Source organism: Pseudomonas sp. S07E 245 (assembly GCF_019599025.1).
GTDB lineage: Bacteria > Pseudomonadota > Gammaproteobacteria > Pseudomonadales > Pseudomonadaceae > Aquipseudomonas > Aquipseudomonas shirazensis.
Genome location: NZ_CP080625.1, coordinates 994,363 through 1,009,882, shown reverse-complemented (window position 1 = coordinate 1,009,882; position 15,520 = coordinate 994,363). Strand labels below are relative to the sequence as shown.

Here is a 15,520-nt window from a genome sequence, read left to right as displayed (position 1 = left end):
AATCGCGTCTCTGTGTGGAGAAAATTCTAGGTCATTTACCCCTTGCGGAATATTGAAACGATTTCACAGCAGCTTTAGGCATATTCATGATGACAGCTGATTTCGCCCCCCTGCCCCTTTCCTGACACCCGTCATCGAGCCAGCCTGATAGCACGAAGCGGATCAAACACTTATGCACGAAGTGTGAATCCAGACTCCACTGATGTCGGGTTGATGCTCGTGGTCGCGTAGTTATTCTGTAATCAACGCTGCAGTGCAGCGACCGTGATGCCTAAGGGCGGAATAACAACAAAGGTACGTACGTGCGATGAGCAGCCCAAGAACGCTTTATCAGAAGCATATCGACTCGCACACTGTGTGCGAGCTGGACGACCAAGGTCATGTGCTTCTCTACATTGATCGGCAGGTCGCCAACGAATACACCAGCCCACAAGCCTTCAGCGGGCTTCGCGAAGCAGGCAGAAAAGTCTGGCGGCCCTCTGCAACCTTATGCGTTGTAGACCATGTCAACCCGACTGCGCCGCACCGCACCGCGCAGATGCCCGACGCCGGCGGTGCACTGCAGGTCAGCTTCTTCGAACAGAACTGCCGTGATTTTGGCCTGGAACTGTTCGACGTCCTCGACAAGCGCCAAGGCATCGAGCACGTGGTCGCGCCTGAGCAAGGCTATATCCTTCCAGGCATGGTTGTCGCAGCCGGCGACAGCCACACGACTACCTACGGCGCACTGGGGGCGTTTGGCTTCGGCATAGGTACTTCCGAAATCGAACACCTGCTAGCCACCCAGACCCTGGTCTACAAACGCTTGAAGAGCATGCGCGTCACAGTTGAAGGCGTCCCTGGCCCAGGGCTGGTGTCCAAGGACATCATCATGGAACTCATCCGCCAGATCGGCGCAGCTGGTGCTACCGGTTACGCTATTGAATTCGCCGGACCGGCCATCAACGCATTGAGCGTGGAAGCACGCATGACCATCTGCAACATGGCCGTCGAAGCGGGCGCTCGCGGGGCGTTCATGGCGCCTGACGAGAACGTCTTTGCCTACCTGAAGGACAAGCCGCGGGTACCGCAAGGGGCCCAGTGGCAGGCTGCGGTCGAGCAATGGCAATCACTGTATTCAGATGCGGGGGCGAGCTTCGACAAGGAAATCCAGATGCATGTCGACAACCTGCAACCGATGGTCACGTGGGGCACCAGCCCTGATCAGGCGGCTTCCATTACCGACCTGGTGCCTGATCCAATGCAGCAATCTGATCTGATCTTGCGCCAGGACCTGCAGCGGGCCCTGCGTTACATGGACTTGCAGCCGGGCACTGCCCTGCAAGGCATCACCATCAGCCATGCGTTCATAGGCTCCTGCACCAACGCGCGTATCGAAGACCTGCGCGACGCGGCGCGCGTGGTCAAAGGCCGCAAGGTTGCCGATGGCGTTCGCGCAATGATCGTGCCCGGCTCAACGCTGGTGCGTGATCAGGCCGAAACTGAAGGTCTGGCGGACATTTTCCGCGATGCCGGCTTCGAATGGCGTCAATCAGGCTGCTCGATGTGCCTGGCCATGAACGACGATGTTCTCAACCCGGGTGATCGTTGCGCCTCGAGCACCAACCGCAACTTCGAGGGCCGTCAGGGCGCTGGCGCGCGCACCCACCTGATGAGCCCCGCAATGGTTGCCGCTGCGGCGGTCACCGGTCACCTGGTCGATGTACGTGCGTTGGTACTGGAGGCATGAGCATGCAATCGTTCACCTATGTAGAAGGCTGCGCAGCGCCGATGCTGGCAGCCAACGTCGACACCGACGTAATCATGCCCAAGCAGTTCTTGAAAGGCATCGACCGCAGCGGGCTGGACAAGGGCGTGTTCTTCGACCTGCGCTTTCTTGCCGACGGCACGCCCAACCCGGACTTTGTACTGAATCAGGAGCCCTGGAATACCTCAGCGTTTCTCGTGGTCGGCCCGAACTTCGGCTGTGGTTCAAGCCGTGAACATGCTGTTTGGGGGTTGAAGCAGCTCGGCGTACGTGCGCTTATCGGGACTACCTTCGCCGGTATTTTCTACGACAACTGCCAGCGCAATGGTGTACTGACCATTCAGCTCTCACCGGCTGAACTGAAGGAGCTCGGACAAGTCGTCGGCGAACGCGGCAGTGCCTGCATCGCCATCGATCTGGAGGCTCAGCACATCCTCCTGGTGGATGGCCGCGCCATTGCATTCAACATCGACGCGTTACGCAAACAAGCGCTGCTGTTGGGGCTGGATGCCATTGGTACGACCCTGCAACGGCACGGTCAGATCTGTGACTTCGAGTCGCGTCACCTCGCGCGCAATCCCTGGCTGGCTTGAGCCAGCGGTTGCGCCATTGCCACAGGCAGGCGGATTCAGTCGGCTCTGAGTCGACTGAACCACGCTTGCAGAAACTCGACGCAGGCCCTGAGCTTTCCCGACTCGGCCAATCGCGTCGGATATACCGCCCAGACGTTGGCACTCTGACTGTAGTCATGCAGCACTTGAACAAGCTGGCCTTGTTCAAGTAGCGGCTTGACGTCCCACATCGAACGCAACAGCAGCCCACGATGCTTCAGCGCCCATTGCAAGACGATCTCGCCGTTATTCGACGACAGCTGGCCGCTGACCCGCACCGCTACTTCTCTCTGGCCATTGCGCAAATGCCAGACGCCAAAACTGTTGTTGCGTTCTTTGAGCACCAGGCAATCATGCCCGGCCAGATCTTCGATGCTGGTTGGCGTACCCCGTTGCCGCAAGTACTCCGGCGTCGCGCAGATAATCCGCCGATTGGCCACTAGCTGGCGGCTGATGTGCTGCCCAGGGATGTCGTCGCCAACGCGGATTTCCAGATCGAAGCCTTCGCTGACAATGTCGACGACACGGTCGAAAACATCAAAACGAACCTCCAGATCCGGGTACGCCACTGCTAGTTCGGCAAGCGCTGGCGCTACGTAATTTCTGCCAAATCCAAAGCTGCTGCAGATGTGCAAGAGCCCCCTGGGCGCCTTGCGCACCTGGCTCAGTTCACCCACGAAATCGTCGATGTCGTTGAGGATTCTGGTCGCCCACTGCTGCGTACGGATACCCGCATCCGTCAGCGTCAAACGGCGCGTTGAACGATGGATGAGCTTGGTGCCGAGCGTGTCCTCGAGAATTTTGATGCGCTTGCTGACATAGGCGGGTGACTGCTGCAGCTCGGCCGCAGCACCCGCGAAGCTGGATTTGCGAATGACCGTAAGGAAGACCCGAAGGTCTTCCGGAAGCGGGGCTTCTTCATGAATCGTGTTCATAGCCTTTATGAAATCCTTATTTTTCCACGATTCGTTAAAGGATAGCATGCCTCACGCTTCGGAAAACCGTGGACCGAGGCCATTGGCTTTTCCTCACACAACAATAATCGAGGACTTCAGCATGACCTCCGCTACCCTTGCTTCGACTAAAAAAAGCCGCTTCAGCGCGCTCATGGAATACGAAATCGGGGTAATCCCGTTTCCTTATTTTCTGGGCATCGCACTGATCGTGTTCATGTCGGCACACTTCGGACTGTTACCCAAGAGCATGATCGGCGGCCTGGCCGTGATCATGACCCTGGGCATGCTGTTAGGCCAGATCGGCCAACGCCTGCCCATTCTCAGAGACATTGGCGGCGGCGCAATCCTGTGCCTGCTACTGCCCTCTGTGCTGGTGTATCACGGCTTCTTCGGCAGCAGCACGATCGACGCCACCAAGGTGTTGATGAAAGATGCCAACTTCCTCTATTTCGTGATTGCCAGCCTGGTTGTTGGCAGCATCCTCGGTATGAACCGCACAATCCTTGTACAAGGCATGATGCGAATGTTCATACCGCTGGTTGCCGGCACGGCTGCGGCAATTGCGGCGGGCATCCTGGTCGGCGTGGCATTCGGCTATAGCGTCCACCACACCCTGTTCTTCATCATCGTGCCGATCATTGGCGGCGGTATCGGTGAGGGTATCCTGCCGCTGTCCCTGGCCTACGCACATATCCTTGGTGGCACCCCTGAGCAATTCGTCGCGCAGCTGGTACCCGCCGCCGTGATCGGCAATATCGTTGCGATCATCTGCGCAGGTGTGCTCGCCCGACTGGCTACCCGTAAACCGCACTTGAGCGGCAATGGCATGTTGATCCGCGCCAAGGAAGAGAACGACAAGTTCAAGATCGATGACGAAGAAGATCAATCAATAGACTTCCGTTACATGGGTGCCGGCGTTCTGCTGATCTGCTCGTTCTTCGTCCTCGGCGGTTTGCTGGAGAAACTGGTGCACATCCCAGGCCCGGTGATGATGATCGTGGTAGCCGTCCTGTTCAAATACATGCGGGTACTGCCTGATCGCCTGGAAAAGGGCAGCAAGCGTTTTTACAAACTGGTATCCACGGTCTTTATCTGGCCGACCATGATCGGCCTGGGCATGCTCTATGTGCCACTTGAGAGCGTTGCCAGCGTATTCTCGGTCGGCTACGTGATGGTGTGCATTGCGGTGGTGGTGTCGATGGCAGTTGCCGGCTTCCTGGTAGGCAATCTGCTCAAGATGTACCCCATCGAATCGGCCATTGTCACTAGCTGCCACAGCGGCCTGGGCGGTACCGGTGATGTGGCTATCCTGTCAGCCTGCAACCGCATGTCACTGATGCCGTTTGCGCAGATTTCAACCCGGATTGGCGGCGCTGCGACGGTGATTGGCGCGACTATCCTGTTGGGGCTTTGGCACTGAGGGTGATCTCGCACTCAGCCCGCGAACCCTTTACTGCATGCCTGGGCACTTTTCAGCCCAGGCGCGCGCAGCCAGAGACAGTGAAGGCTGGATCACACTGGCAGCGCAAAGCCGCTGCCATAGATGACTCCGCCGTTCCTGGCCGGTCAGCCATTTGTATCCTAGAGCACTTTCAGGTGATTACAGAGGGTTATAAGGTTTGATAAGCAGCCCACGCAGCAGCAGCTCCAGCGCGGCCGTCGCACGCTCCAGCCGAGCAGTTGCCTGCACACCCTCTGCGATCCAGAACGCTGCCTCTGACAAGCTGCCATAGATCAACGATGCCAATGCTTCCGAGTCGGTCTCGGCTACTACCCCTTGCGCCATCAGTTCATCGATCAACCCCTTCATCGACTCGACACAGTGGCGCTGCGCCTCGGCCGAGGCAGGGCCCAGCACCGCTCGGGCATCACGCAGCAACAGGCGCTGGATTTCCGGCTCGAGGGCCATCTGCAGATAGGCCTGGCAGCGACCGCTGAAGCCTTCCCAGGGGTTCTCAGCGGAATCAGAAATGGCCTGCAGCCGTGCGTCCACCTCGCTGTCGACCTGCTCGACTACCGCCGCCAGCAGCCCTTTCTTGTCACCAAAGTGGTGATATAGCGCGCCGCGGGTAAAGCCCGCCTGGGCGGTCAGGTCATCCATTGAAGTGTCGGCATAGCCACGCTCGGTGAACACCTTGCGCGCGGTGGCGAGCAAGGCTGCGCGGGTTTCTTCCATCTCGACACGGGTGCGACGAACCATCTGCGTTCTCCTGGCTACGGCCTGAATGATGATTTACATACGCAGCGTATGAATATACGATCGCTTTCATACACAGCGTATGTATTTTCCCTGCATGGGCAATGCACATGCAAGTCGGCATTTCAGGAGATCCCCATGGCCCCCACCTATCGAGCACTGTTCACCGCACCTGGCAGCACTGCTTTTACCGCCGCAGGCCTGCTGGCACGGCTACCTCTGCCAATGACCGGTATCGGCATCATCACCCTGTTATCCCAGCTCTACGGCAGTTATGCCCTGGCAGGGCTGGTCTCGGCGACCTTTGTGCTGACCTACGCCCTGCTCTCGCCGCAGCTGTCGCGGCTGGTTGATCTGCATGGGCAACGCCGCGTGTTGCCGGTCGCGACCGCGATCAGCGTGGTCGGCCTGTTGATGCTGGCCGCCAGCGCCAGGTGGCAGGCGCCAGTCTGGTGTTTGTTCATCGCAGCACTGCTCGCCGGGTTCATGCCAAGCATGTCGGCAATGGTGCGGGCCCGCTGGACCGCCCTGTATCGCGGCCAGCCCTGCCTGCAAACGGCGTATTCGCTGGAAACGGTCCTTGACGAAGTGACGTTCATCCTCGGGCCACCGCTTGCGGTAGGCTTGTCTGTGGCGGTGTTTCCAGAAGCTGCGCTGTTGCTGAGCGCAAGCGTATTGGCGCTTGGCGTGACGGCGCTGCTGCTTCAACGTGCTACCGAGCCAGGCGTTGCTGCTGCCGATAATCTGGCTACACCAGCATGCTCGGTCATCCGCCTGGGCAGCGTGCGTCTGCTGACGCTGTTGATGGTGTGCATGGGCATCATTGTCGGCACCGTCGATATCGCCAGCGTGGCATTCGCCGAGCAGCTTCAGCACCCGGCAGCTGCGAGCGTGGTACTGGCCGCATATGCGCTCGGCTCTTGCGCGTCCGGCTTGCTGTTTGGCGTTTTGCAGACGAACGTTGCGCTGCATCGACAGCTGCTCATCGGTGCAGCCGCTACAGCCGTAACCACCCTGCCGCTGATGCTTGCGGGCAGCATCCCTGCCCTGGCGGCCGCAGTACTGGTGGCGGGCCTGTGCTTCGCACCCACCATGATTGTGGCGATGACCCTGATCGAGCGGTTGGTCCCTGAACAGCAAGTGACCGAGGGCATGACCTGGCTGCTGGCTGGGCTGAATGTTGGCGTGGCTATGGGCGCTGCGGGTGCCGGGCGAATCGTTGACGGCGCGGGTGTCCACGCTGGATTCGCCCTGGCCTTGGGGGCCGCCTGTGCAGTGCTGCTGGTGGCACTGCAGGCATCGAGAAAGCTGCACAGCCAGCAAAGGGCTGCGCTGATGACTGAGTGAACGGTTCGCGCCACCTAACTGGCGCGCCTTGATAACAGACCGTTGGATGGTTGGGGGCTGCCGCGCAGCTCCCATGTCGAAATCCGGATCACTCCAATAGCGCTAGCAACCGCCCCGCCAGCTCAGCCGCATCCTGCTGATAATCCTTACCCCAGCGCACCGACCAGTCTCCAGGTCGCCCCTGCTCATCCCACTCGTCCAATGCCAGCGCATTGACGATCTCAAGTTCAAACCACAGCGCCTGCCAGGCATCGCTGTCCTTGACCAGCGCAGCGTCCTGCCAGAGAAACTCCGTGGCCGCGACGAACGCCGACCAGGCATAAATATCCTGCGCCGCGCGACCACCTAGCGCTAGCCAATAGGCCCGATCCATCAACGCAGTCTCCTTGATCAAAAGCTCGCCTTCACCGACGCCATGAAGTTGCGCGGCTCACCGTAGTAGTTGCCGAACGCCTCGGTGCCGATGGTTGCATAGTAACGCTTGTCGAACAGGTTATTAGCGTTCAGTGCCAGCGACCAGGTGTCATCGATGCGGTAACCGATCCGTCCATTCCAGACCACGTAACCTGCCTGGGTGATTTTCTCGCCGCTGGCAGGCGACAGGCGGAAATTGTCACTTTGCGCATTCACCCCTGCCCCAACCGTGAAGCGCTCGAGCGCCCCGTCCAAGGCATATTCACCCCACATCCGCAGTACATGCCGCGGCACATAGCTGTTGAACGCTGCGCCGTTGAGGCTGGCGTCGATGTCGTCGAGGGTCTTGGTCTGGGTGTAGGTATAGCCCGCCATCAGTTGCAGGCGCTCGATGACTTCGCCGCTGATTTCAGCCTCGAAACCCTGCGCACGAACCTTACCGGCGTTGACATAGCAATAGCCGTCGGAAGACGGGCATGACGAAAAGTAATCCGTCTGCGCCTGGTCCTTTTGTAGGGTGCGGAACAGGTTGAACGCGCTGTTGAGGCGACCGTCGAACCAGGCGCCCTTGATCCCCAACTCGTAACTCTGGCCTACCAACGGTTTGAGCGCCGATCCGGCTTCATCGCGGTAATTGCCTTGCGGGGTGAAGATATCCGAGTAGCTGGCGTAGGCCGTCAGGTTGTCATTGAGGTCCAGCAGTACGCCGGCAAACGGGGTCACCTGGCCGGTCTCGCGGCTGCGCGAATGCTGTGGGGCAACGCCGTTGAGGAACTCCGAATCGGTCTCTGAGCTGTACCAACTGACCCGTCCACCGACCACCAGCGTCAGCGGATCGGCCAGTTTCAGGCGCAGCGTCGAGTACACGCCTCTCTGTTTGGTAACCGATTTGACCGGGCCACCGCGCGACGCATTGTCGATGAAGTAGCTGTCATCCGGCTCAGGGATATTCTTGTCAGGGTTGAATACATTCTGTCGTTGCGGCAGAAACGCGACCGAATAGAAGTCGTCCTTGTCGGCGCGGCTCGCATTGGCGCCGAACACCAACTCGTGCTGCCGGCCAAACGCTGCGAACTTGCCATCGACATAGGCATCCAGACCATAGTCGACCTGGTCGTAGTCATACATGCTGCCGAGCATACCGGTGGTGTCGACGCCAGGGGTAACAGCGCCGGAGGCGAAAGCGTATTTGATATCCTGGGTGTTTGTTGAATGGACGCTGGCGACCTTGAGCTGCCAGTCATCATTGAACTGGTGCTTGAGGTCACTGAATACGGTAGTGCGTTGGCTGCGCCAGGTATTCCACGAAGGGTCCAGGCAGGTCGAGCGGCTCAGCTTTAGGTCACTGCGATCGCGATAGCGCGGCAAGCCACCCCAGCATGGATTGGCGTCGACGTCTTCATAGGCGACACCGAGGCCCAGGGTAGTGTCAGGGCCGAGATCGAAATCGAGTGCGCCGTAATAGACCTGATCCTTGCGGCTGGCGTCATCGGTGAAGTAGTGCCGGCTCTGCTGCGCGATCACCGCCCTGCCGCGAAGCGTGCCGGACGCATTCAGCGGGCCGCCCGTGTCGACCTGTCCACGGTAATTGTCCCAACTGCCGCCCGACAGGGTGACATCGGTGTGGGCAGCGGCCAGGCCACGCTTGCGCACAAAGTTGACGCCACCGGCGGTGCCGCCCGCGCCTTTCATCATGCCGGCGGCGCCGCGCAGGACTTCGACCCGGTCGTAATAGGCCATGTCACTGCTGAAGCTGTCGGCCTGCACGTACAGGTTGCCCATGTCCAGCGGCACGCCGTCGTACTGGTACTGGCCCGACATGCGGAAACCGCGAGAGTAGAAGTATTTTCCACCCATGGTCGAGTCATACACGGTGATGCCCGGAGTCTTTTCCATGACTTGGTCGATGGTGTTGAGATTCTGGTCATCGAGCAGCTTGCGGGTCATCACCGTGACCGACTGCGGTGTTTCCTTGAGCGAGTGCTCACCCTTGCCGATGGAGACCGCGCCGGTAGTATACGAGCCGCTGTTCTCGGTAGTGGCGCCAAGCACCTGGCCGTTGATGGTGGTGGCGCCCAGCTCCATTGCCGAACCAGTAGCGGGCGCAGCACGCAGCACATAGGTGCCGTCAGCCTGCGCTTCGGCCTGCAGGCCGCTGCCGGCAAGAATCCGCGCAAAACCTTCGCCAATGCTGAACTGCCCATTGAGCCCTGGCGACTGCAGCCCGGCTGTTTGGCGGCCATCAAAAGAGATCGCAGCACCCGCTGCGCTGGCGAAGCGGCCGAGTACCTCGGTCAGGCTGCCCGGGCCAATCGCGAACGCCCGCGCCGCGCCTTGCTCCTGCGCCGGAGCGGCGACTGTTGCCGTCGACCATACACTGGCCATGCTTGCGGCCAACAATCCAGCCCTGACTGCGGTCGCCAGACGACCCCGTTTGTGCATTGCAGACATGCCTACCCTCCCCCTGAACATTGCTCAATAAAACGTATTGGGGGATGAGCCGAACGGCGTCGGTAAAAAGTGCACATGCCTGCGAATTTTTTTCAATGGGCCACGGCCGCTGCCGAGACATGCACCCAGTAGCGGCTGAAGCGCGTGACCCGCAGCGACAGGCCACTTTCCAGTGCGGTAAGGGCAAGGTCGGTGTCATCGACCGGGAACGCTCCGGAGACCTTCATCCGGGCAATCTGCGGATCGCAACGCAGCACGCCGCGGCGATAACGCGACAGATCCGCCAACAGCTCAGCCAACGGCCGCTCCACGGCAATGATGCTGCCCTGCTGCCAGGCGCCCACGGAGGCATCACTGCGCTGCACAGCCCCCGACGAGCGTTTATTGAAGTCCAGCCGCTGCCCCGCTTCGACCCGAATGGCTGCGCCAGCGCTGGCCGTGCGGACCTCTACCGCCTTCTCGATTACGGCGACCTCGGCGTTCTGCTCGTGAGTGCGAACGATGAAGCGCGTGCCCAGCGCCAGTACCTCGCCGTGACGGGTGTGGATTTTGAACGGCCGCTGCGCAGCGTCAGGGGCCGTGCTGATCAGAATCTCGCCCTGCAGCAAATCAAGCAGACGCTGGCTGCCGTCGTACCTCACGTTGACTGCCGAATCGGTGTTCAGCCACAGGCTGCTGCCATCCGCCAACTGAAACTGGCGACGCTCACCAACCGTGGTCCGAAAATCGGCAAACAGCTGCTGCGGCGTATCACTGCGCCAGCTCAGCCAACCCAGTGACGCAGCAGGCACCAGGATCATGACGCTGCGCAGCACCTGTCGGCGCGAGCGCTCGAGGCCACGCAATGCCGGTGCCGCCACCGCACCTGGCACGCTGGCCATCTGCTCGGCAACGGCAGTCATACGCTGCCAGGCCTGCAGGTGAACAGGATCGGCCAGCAGCCAGGCGTTCCAGGCCGCCCGCTCGGCGTCGGTAGCGACCCCTGATTGCAGCGCTGCGTACCAGCGCGCTGCGGCGCTGATCGCTTGCCGTTCAGCGAGGGTCAGGCTCATGCCAGCTGCATCTGGATCTGCATCAAGCAGCAGTGCTCCATGGCCTTGGCCATATGCTTGTTGACGCTGCGCAGGCTGATACCCAACTGCGCGGCGATCTGCGGGTAACTCAAGCCGTCGAACTGCGACAGGATCAGCACCTGTTTGACCTTAGGCCCCAGGCCTTGCAGCAAGCGGTCGATCTCGACCAACGCCTGCAGCATGATCGCCTGCTCTTCCGGAGACGGCTGCAGCGCTTCAGGCATGGCGGCCAGTGCCTGCAGGTAGGACTGTTCGAGCGAACGGCGCCGAAACAGGTCGATCAGCAAACCGTTGGCGATCCTCGACAAGTACGGCCGCGGCTCGCGGATCTCCAGGGCGCTGCGCGCCTTGAGCACGCGCACGAAGGTGTCCTGGGTCAGATCGGCGGCATCGAAAGCATTGCCCAGGCGCTGGCGCAACCAGCGATTGAGCCAGCCGTGATGCTCGCAGTACAGGTCATTGACGGCGGTGTGCAGGGACGCATCATTGGCGGACATGGCAATAGAACGTTTCGCGAGTGGTAATGACTCTTATTGTCGTGCGGTGGCCAGTAGCTTTGCAATAGCCAACCGATTCGCACCTGTTGCGCATCGCCCCGAGCCGTATATATGATAAGCATTATCGTTTGCGACACTTCCCATCGGCGCCTGCAGATCATGCTCCCATCCTCCCAACCTGCCCTGTGCAACGTGGCTGTGCTCTACCGTCAGCAACACAGCTGGTTGACGGGCTGGCTGCGGCAACGCCTGAGTTGCTCGCACAGCGCAGCGGATCTGGCCCAGGACACCTTCATGCGCCTGCTGGCCAAAGAGCAGCTGCCAGCGCTGCACGCACCGCGGACCTTTCTCGCCAAGGTGGCGCAGAGCGTGCTGTGCAACCATTACCGCCGGCAGAAAATCGAACGCGCCTATCTCGAAGCGCTGGCGGCAATGCCCGAGCTGGTTGCGCCAAGCCTGGAAACCCAGGCAATCCTGCTCGAAACCTTGATCGCCCTCGATGCCATGCTCGAAAGCCTGGAGCGGCCGGTGCGCGAGGCGTTTCTGCTGTCGCAGGTCGATGGCCTCGGCCACGCCGAGATTGCCGACCGGCTCAAGCTATCGGTAACTACCATCAAGCGCTACATCATCAAAGCCAGCGCGCGGTGCATCGTCCTCGATGACAGCCTGGACCTGCCGTGACCAGCAGCACGTCGCCGATTACCGCGGAAATAGCCGAGCAGGCCATGCGCTGGCATTTCGAGTTGCAGGAACCTGAGGTCAGCCCGGCCACCCTCGCCGCGTGGATGGCCTGGAGGCAGGCGCAGCCGATGCATGAACATGCCTGGCAACGCGCCGAAGCATTCGCCCAGCGCATGGGCGACCTGCGTAATCCGGGCCAGCGCCGTCTGGCCCAGGCGGCGCTGCGCCCAGGCTCGTCGCGACGCAGTGTGCTCAAGCAACTGAGCGTGTTGATGGCCGCCGGCGCCAGTGCCTGGTACATGAAGGACACAGCCCTGGTGCAAGACTTCAGCGCCGATTATCACAGCCGGGTCGGCGAACAACGGCGCATCAGCCTCGCCGATGACACTGAGCTGCAATTGAACACTGACACGGCCGTCAACGTCGCCACCGAACAGAACCAGCGGCGGATACAACTGCTGCGCGGCGAGCTGCTGATCACCCGTAGCAACGCCGGCGCCCGGCGCATGCTGTCGGTACACACCGCTCAGGGCCGGCTTGAGGCGCAACTGGGGCAGTTCAGCGTCAGGCAACGCGCAGGCGTTACTCAGATCAGCGTCTACCGCGGCACGCTGGTGCTCAGCCCTGCCCTGCTGGCGCAGCCGCCGATCACTCTGCAAGCCGGCGAGCGGGCCAGCTTTGCCGAAACCGGCGTAGTCAACCGGCAACCTGAACCGCTCGCCGCCCCTGCCTGGAGCCAGGGCATGCTGGTCGCTCAAAACCAGCCACTGGCAGAATTCATCGCTGAACTGAGCCGTTACCGCCGCGGCCATCTGGCCTGTGATCCCGCTTTGGCCAGGCTACGTGTATCCGGCACCTTCCCGCTGGCCGACACCGACAAGGTCATCCTCGCCGTGGCCAACACCCTGCAGCTTGAGGTCGAGCATTTCACCCGATACTGGGTGACATTGAAGCCACGCATCGCCTGACGCAAAAAAATCTGCGCAAGGGTGGTCCCTTTTTGATCCTCGCGAGACTTAACCCCCAGACAATCCATTCAATCGGGGAACAACGCGTGAATCTCAAGCATAAACTGGCCGGCGCCGTGGTCCAGGCCATCACCTGCATCACCGCCACCGCACCGCTGCTGATGCTGCCCACCTGGGCCAGCGCCGCCGAGCAGGCCCAGGCCGACTTCGACATCCCGGCCGGCCCGCTCGCGCCAGCCCTGAGCCGCTTTGGCCAGGCCGCCCATATTCTGCTGAGCTACCCCAGCACCCTCACCGACGGGCGCAGCACCGCCGGCCTGCACGGCAACTTCGACGTTGACCAGGGCCTGGCCATGCTGCTTGCCGGCAGTGGCCTGGAGGCCAGCCGCAGTGCCAACGGCAACTACACCCTGCAAGCCAGCAGCAGCGGCGCGATGGAGCTGAGCGCGGTATCCATCTCCGGCAAAGCCCCCGGCTCGACCACCGAAGGCACCGGCCTCTACACCACCTATTCGTCAAGCAGCTCGACCCGCCTCAACCTGACCCCGCAGGAAACCCCGCAGTCGCTCACCGTGATGACCCGCCAGCGCCTCGATGACCAGCGCCTGACCAACCTCACCGATGCCCTCGAGGCCACCCCCGGCATCATCGTCGTGCGCGACGGCCTCGGCGCCGAGAGCGACTCGTACTGGTCACGCGGCTTTGCCATCCAGAACTACGAGGTCGACGGCGTGCCCACCAACACTCGTCTGGACAACTACTCGCAGAGCATGGCGATGTACGACCGCGTCGAAATCGTCCGCGGCGCCACCGGTTTGATCAGCGGCATGGGCAACCCGTCGGCGACCATCAACCTGATCCGCAAGCGCCCGACAGCCGATGCGCAGGCCAGCATCACCGGCGAGGCCGGCACCTGGGACCGCTACGGCACAGGCTTCGACGTCTCGGGCCCGCTGACCGACGCGGGCAACATCCGCGGCCGCTTCGTCGCCGACTACAAGACCGAGAAGGCCTGGATCGACCGCTACTCTTCGCAGTCGCAGCTGATCTACGGCATCACCGAGTTCGACCTGACTGAAGACACCCTGCTGACCCTGGGCTTCAGCTACCTGCGCAGCGACGTCGACTCGCCGCTGCGCTCGGGCCTGCCGTCGCGCTTCAGCACCGGCCAGCGCACCAGCCTCAAGCGCTCGCTCAACGCCGCCCCGGACTGGTCCTACAACGACCACGAGCAAACCAGCTTCTTCACCTCCATCGAACAGCAACTGGGCAACGGCTGGAGCGGCAAGATCGAGCTGACCCACGCTGAAAACAAGTTCGATGAAGTGTTCAACTTCGCCATGGGCGACTTGAATACCGACGGCAGCGGCCTGTCGCAACTGCCCGTGCGCTTCTCCGGTACGCCACGCCAGGACAACCTCGATGTCTACGCCACCGGGCCCTTCAGCCTGTTCGGCCGCGAGCACGAGCTGATCACCGGTATGACCTTGTCCCAGTACAAGGAAAGCGTGCCCGGCTGGGGCGGTTGGGGCTACGACTATGCCGGCTCGCCTGCCGGCGCGATCGACAACCTGTTCGACTGGGACGGCAACTCGGCCAAGCCCACCTTCACCGAGAGCGGCAAGTCGTCGATCGATGAAGACCAGTACGCGGCCTACCTGACCTCGCGCTTCAGCGTCAGCGAAGACCTCAGCCTGATCCTCGGCAGCCGCCTGATCGACTGGCAGCGCGACACCTCCGAGCGCCCGTACGGCGGCGCCGAGACCGAGGTCAAGCGCAAAGAGAGCGGCGTGTTCATCCCGTATGCCGGGGTGGTCTACGACCTTGATCAGACCTGGTCGCTGTATGCCAGCTACACCAAGATCTTCAACCCGCAAGCGTCGTGGGTGACCGATGAGGACAACAACCCGCTCGACCCGATGGAAGGCGTCGGCTACGAGATCGGCATCAAAGGCTCGCACCTCGACGGCAAGCTCAACTCAAGCCTTGCGCTGTTCAAGCTGGAGCAGGACAACCTTGCCATCTGGCAGCACGACAACGTCTACAGCGCCGAGCAGGACACCACATCCAAGGGCATCGAGCTGGAACTGAACGGCGAACTGGCCGAAGGCTGGCAGGCGTCCGCCGGCTATGCCTATTCGGTGACCACCGATGCCGATGACCAGCGCATCAATACCAACCTGCCGCGCAACAGCGTGAAGACCTTCACCAGCTACCGGCTGCACGGGCCGCTGAACAAACTGACGATTGGCGGCGGGGTGAACTGGCAGAGCAAGGTTGGCGCTGACTTGCACACCTTCAGCCAGAGCAGCTATGCGGTTACCAACCTGATGGCTCGCTACGACATCAGCCGCAACCTCAGTGCTGCGCTGAACATCAATAACGTGTTCGATCGCGAGTATTACAGCCAGTCCGGGTTATATAGCGTGTACGGCGCGCCGCGCAATCTGATGACCAGTTTCAAGTACAGCTTCTGAGGTTGGCCTGGGGACTCAACCCCCACCTACTGCCCTACTCGAATGCGACCAGGGTCATCAGGTATGCTGGAACGCGCCCGCGAGCTGAACGAACCCGCGGG

The 15,520-nt window shown here is 61.3% G+C and carries 13 protein-coding genes; 7 read left to right on the top strand and 6 right to left on the bottom strand.

What is annotated here, in order from left to right:
- Positions 1 to 307: 307 nt before the first annotated feature.
- Both leuC and leuD read left to right on the top strand, forming a co-directional pair.
- On the top strand, positions 308 to 1,729 hold the full coding sequence (leuC, locus tag K3F44_RS04500; protein ID WP_220633409.1) for a 3-isopropylmalate dehydratase large subunit: 1,422 nt from the start codon (positions 308 to 310) through the stop codon (positions 1,727 to 1,729).
- Positions 1,726 to 2,340, top strand: a complete 615-nt coding sequence (leuD, locus tag K3F44_RS04495; protein WP_188035736.1) for a 3-isopropylmalate dehydratase small subunit — start codon at positions 1,726 to 1,728, stop codon at positions 2,338 to 2,340. The genes leuC and leuD overlap by 4 nt, the downstream gene beginning before the upstream one ends.
- 35 nt (positions 2,341 to 2,375) lie before the next feature.
- Here the strand turns inward: leuD and K3F44_RS04490 are convergent, their stop codons facing one another.
- Positions 2,376 to 3,293, bottom strand: a complete 918-nt coding sequence (locus K3F44_RS04490; protein ID WP_188035735.1) for a LysR substrate-binding domain-containing protein — start codon at positions 3,291 to 3,293, stop codon at positions 2,376 to 2,378.
- A gap of 121 nt (positions 3,294 to 3,414) precedes the next feature.
- On the opposite strand from K3F44_RS04490, the gene K3F44_RS04485 reads away from it, so the two are divergent.
- Positions 3,415 to 4,734 carry a 2-hydroxycarboxylate transporter family protein gene (locus K3F44_RS04485; RefSeq protein WP_188035734.1) on the top strand — a complete coding sequence of 440 codons (1,320 nt, stop codon included), beginning with the start codon at positions 3,415 to 3,417 and terminating at the stop codon, positions 4,732 to 4,734.
- A 180-nt stretch (positions 4,735 to 4,914) separates the two neighbouring features.
- On the opposite strand, the gene K3F44_RS04480 is transcribed toward K3F44_RS04485, so the two are convergent.
- On the bottom strand, positions 4,915 to 5,514 hold the full coding sequence (locus K3F44_RS04480) for a TetR/AcrR family transcriptional regulator (RefSeq protein ID WP_188035733.1): 600 nt from the start codon (positions 5,512 to 5,514) through the stop codon (positions 4,915 to 4,917).
- Positions 5,515 to 5,649: 135 nt separating this feature from the next.
- Between K3F44_RS04480 and K3F44_RS04475 the strand changes: the two genes are divergently transcribed.
- Entirely contained in the window at positions 5,650 to 6,858 is a 1,209-nt protein-coding gene (locus K3F44_RS04475; protein ID WP_220633408.1) for an MFS transporter, read from the top strand.
- Between the two features lie 88 nt (positions 6,859 to 6,946).
- Here the strand turns inward: K3F44_RS04475 and K3F44_RS04470 are convergent, their stop codons facing one another.
- The 4 genes from K3F44_RS04470 to K3F44_RS04455 form a co-directional block, all read right to left on the bottom strand.
- Positions 6,947 to 7,231, bottom strand: a complete 285-nt coding sequence (locus K3F44_RS04470) for a hypothetical protein (RefSeq protein WP_220633407.1) — start codon at positions 7,229 to 7,231, stop codon at positions 6,947 to 6,949.
- A gap of 17 nt (positions 7,232 to 7,248) precedes the next feature.
- The gene (locus K3F44_RS04465; protein ID WP_220633406.1) at positions 7,249 to 9,723 is read right to left on the bottom strand and encodes a TonB-dependent siderophore receptor; all 2,475 of its coding nucleotides are present in this window, start codon (positions 9,721 to 9,723) and stop codon (positions 7,249 to 7,251) included.
- 92 nt (positions 9,724 to 9,815) lie between these two features.
- Entirely contained in the window at positions 9,816 to 10,775 is a 960-nt protein-coding gene (locus tag K3F44_RS04460; protein ID WP_220633405.1) for a FecR domain-containing protein, read from the bottom strand.
- Entirely contained in the window at positions 10,772 to 11,293 is a 522-nt protein-coding gene (locus K3F44_RS04455) for a sigma-70 family RNA polymerase sigma factor (protein WP_150572992.1), read from the bottom strand. The genes K3F44_RS04460 and K3F44_RS04455 overlap by 4 nt, the downstream gene beginning before the upstream one ends.
- Positions 11,294 to 11,452: 159 nt before the next feature.
- Between K3F44_RS04455 and K3F44_RS04450 the strand changes: the two genes are divergently transcribed.
- The 3 genes from K3F44_RS04450 to K3F44_RS04440 all read left to right on the top strand — a co-directional run bounded on the left by K3F44_RS04450 (position 11,453) and on the right by K3F44_RS04440 (position 15,419).
- Positions 11,453 to 11,974 (top strand): sigma-70 family RNA polymerase sigma factor, encoded by a 522-nt coding sequence (locus K3F44_RS04450; RefSeq protein WP_220633404.1) that lies wholly within the window; start codon positions 11,453 to 11,455, stop codon positions 11,972 to 11,974.
- Positions 11,971 to 12,942, top strand: a complete 972-nt coding sequence (locus tag K3F44_RS04445) for a FecR domain-containing protein (protein WP_259407026.1) — start codon at positions 11,971 to 11,973, stop codon at positions 12,940 to 12,942. The genes K3F44_RS04450 and K3F44_RS04445 overlap by 4 nt, the downstream gene beginning before the upstream one ends.
- Before the next feature lie 161 nt (positions 12,943 to 13,103).
- A complete protein-coding gene (locus K3F44_RS04440) occupies positions 13,104 to 15,419 on the top strand; it encodes a TonB-dependent siderophore receptor (RefSeq protein WP_220634137.1) in 2,316 nt (771 codons plus the stop codon).
- Positions 15,420 to 15,520 lie beyond the last annotated feature (101 nt).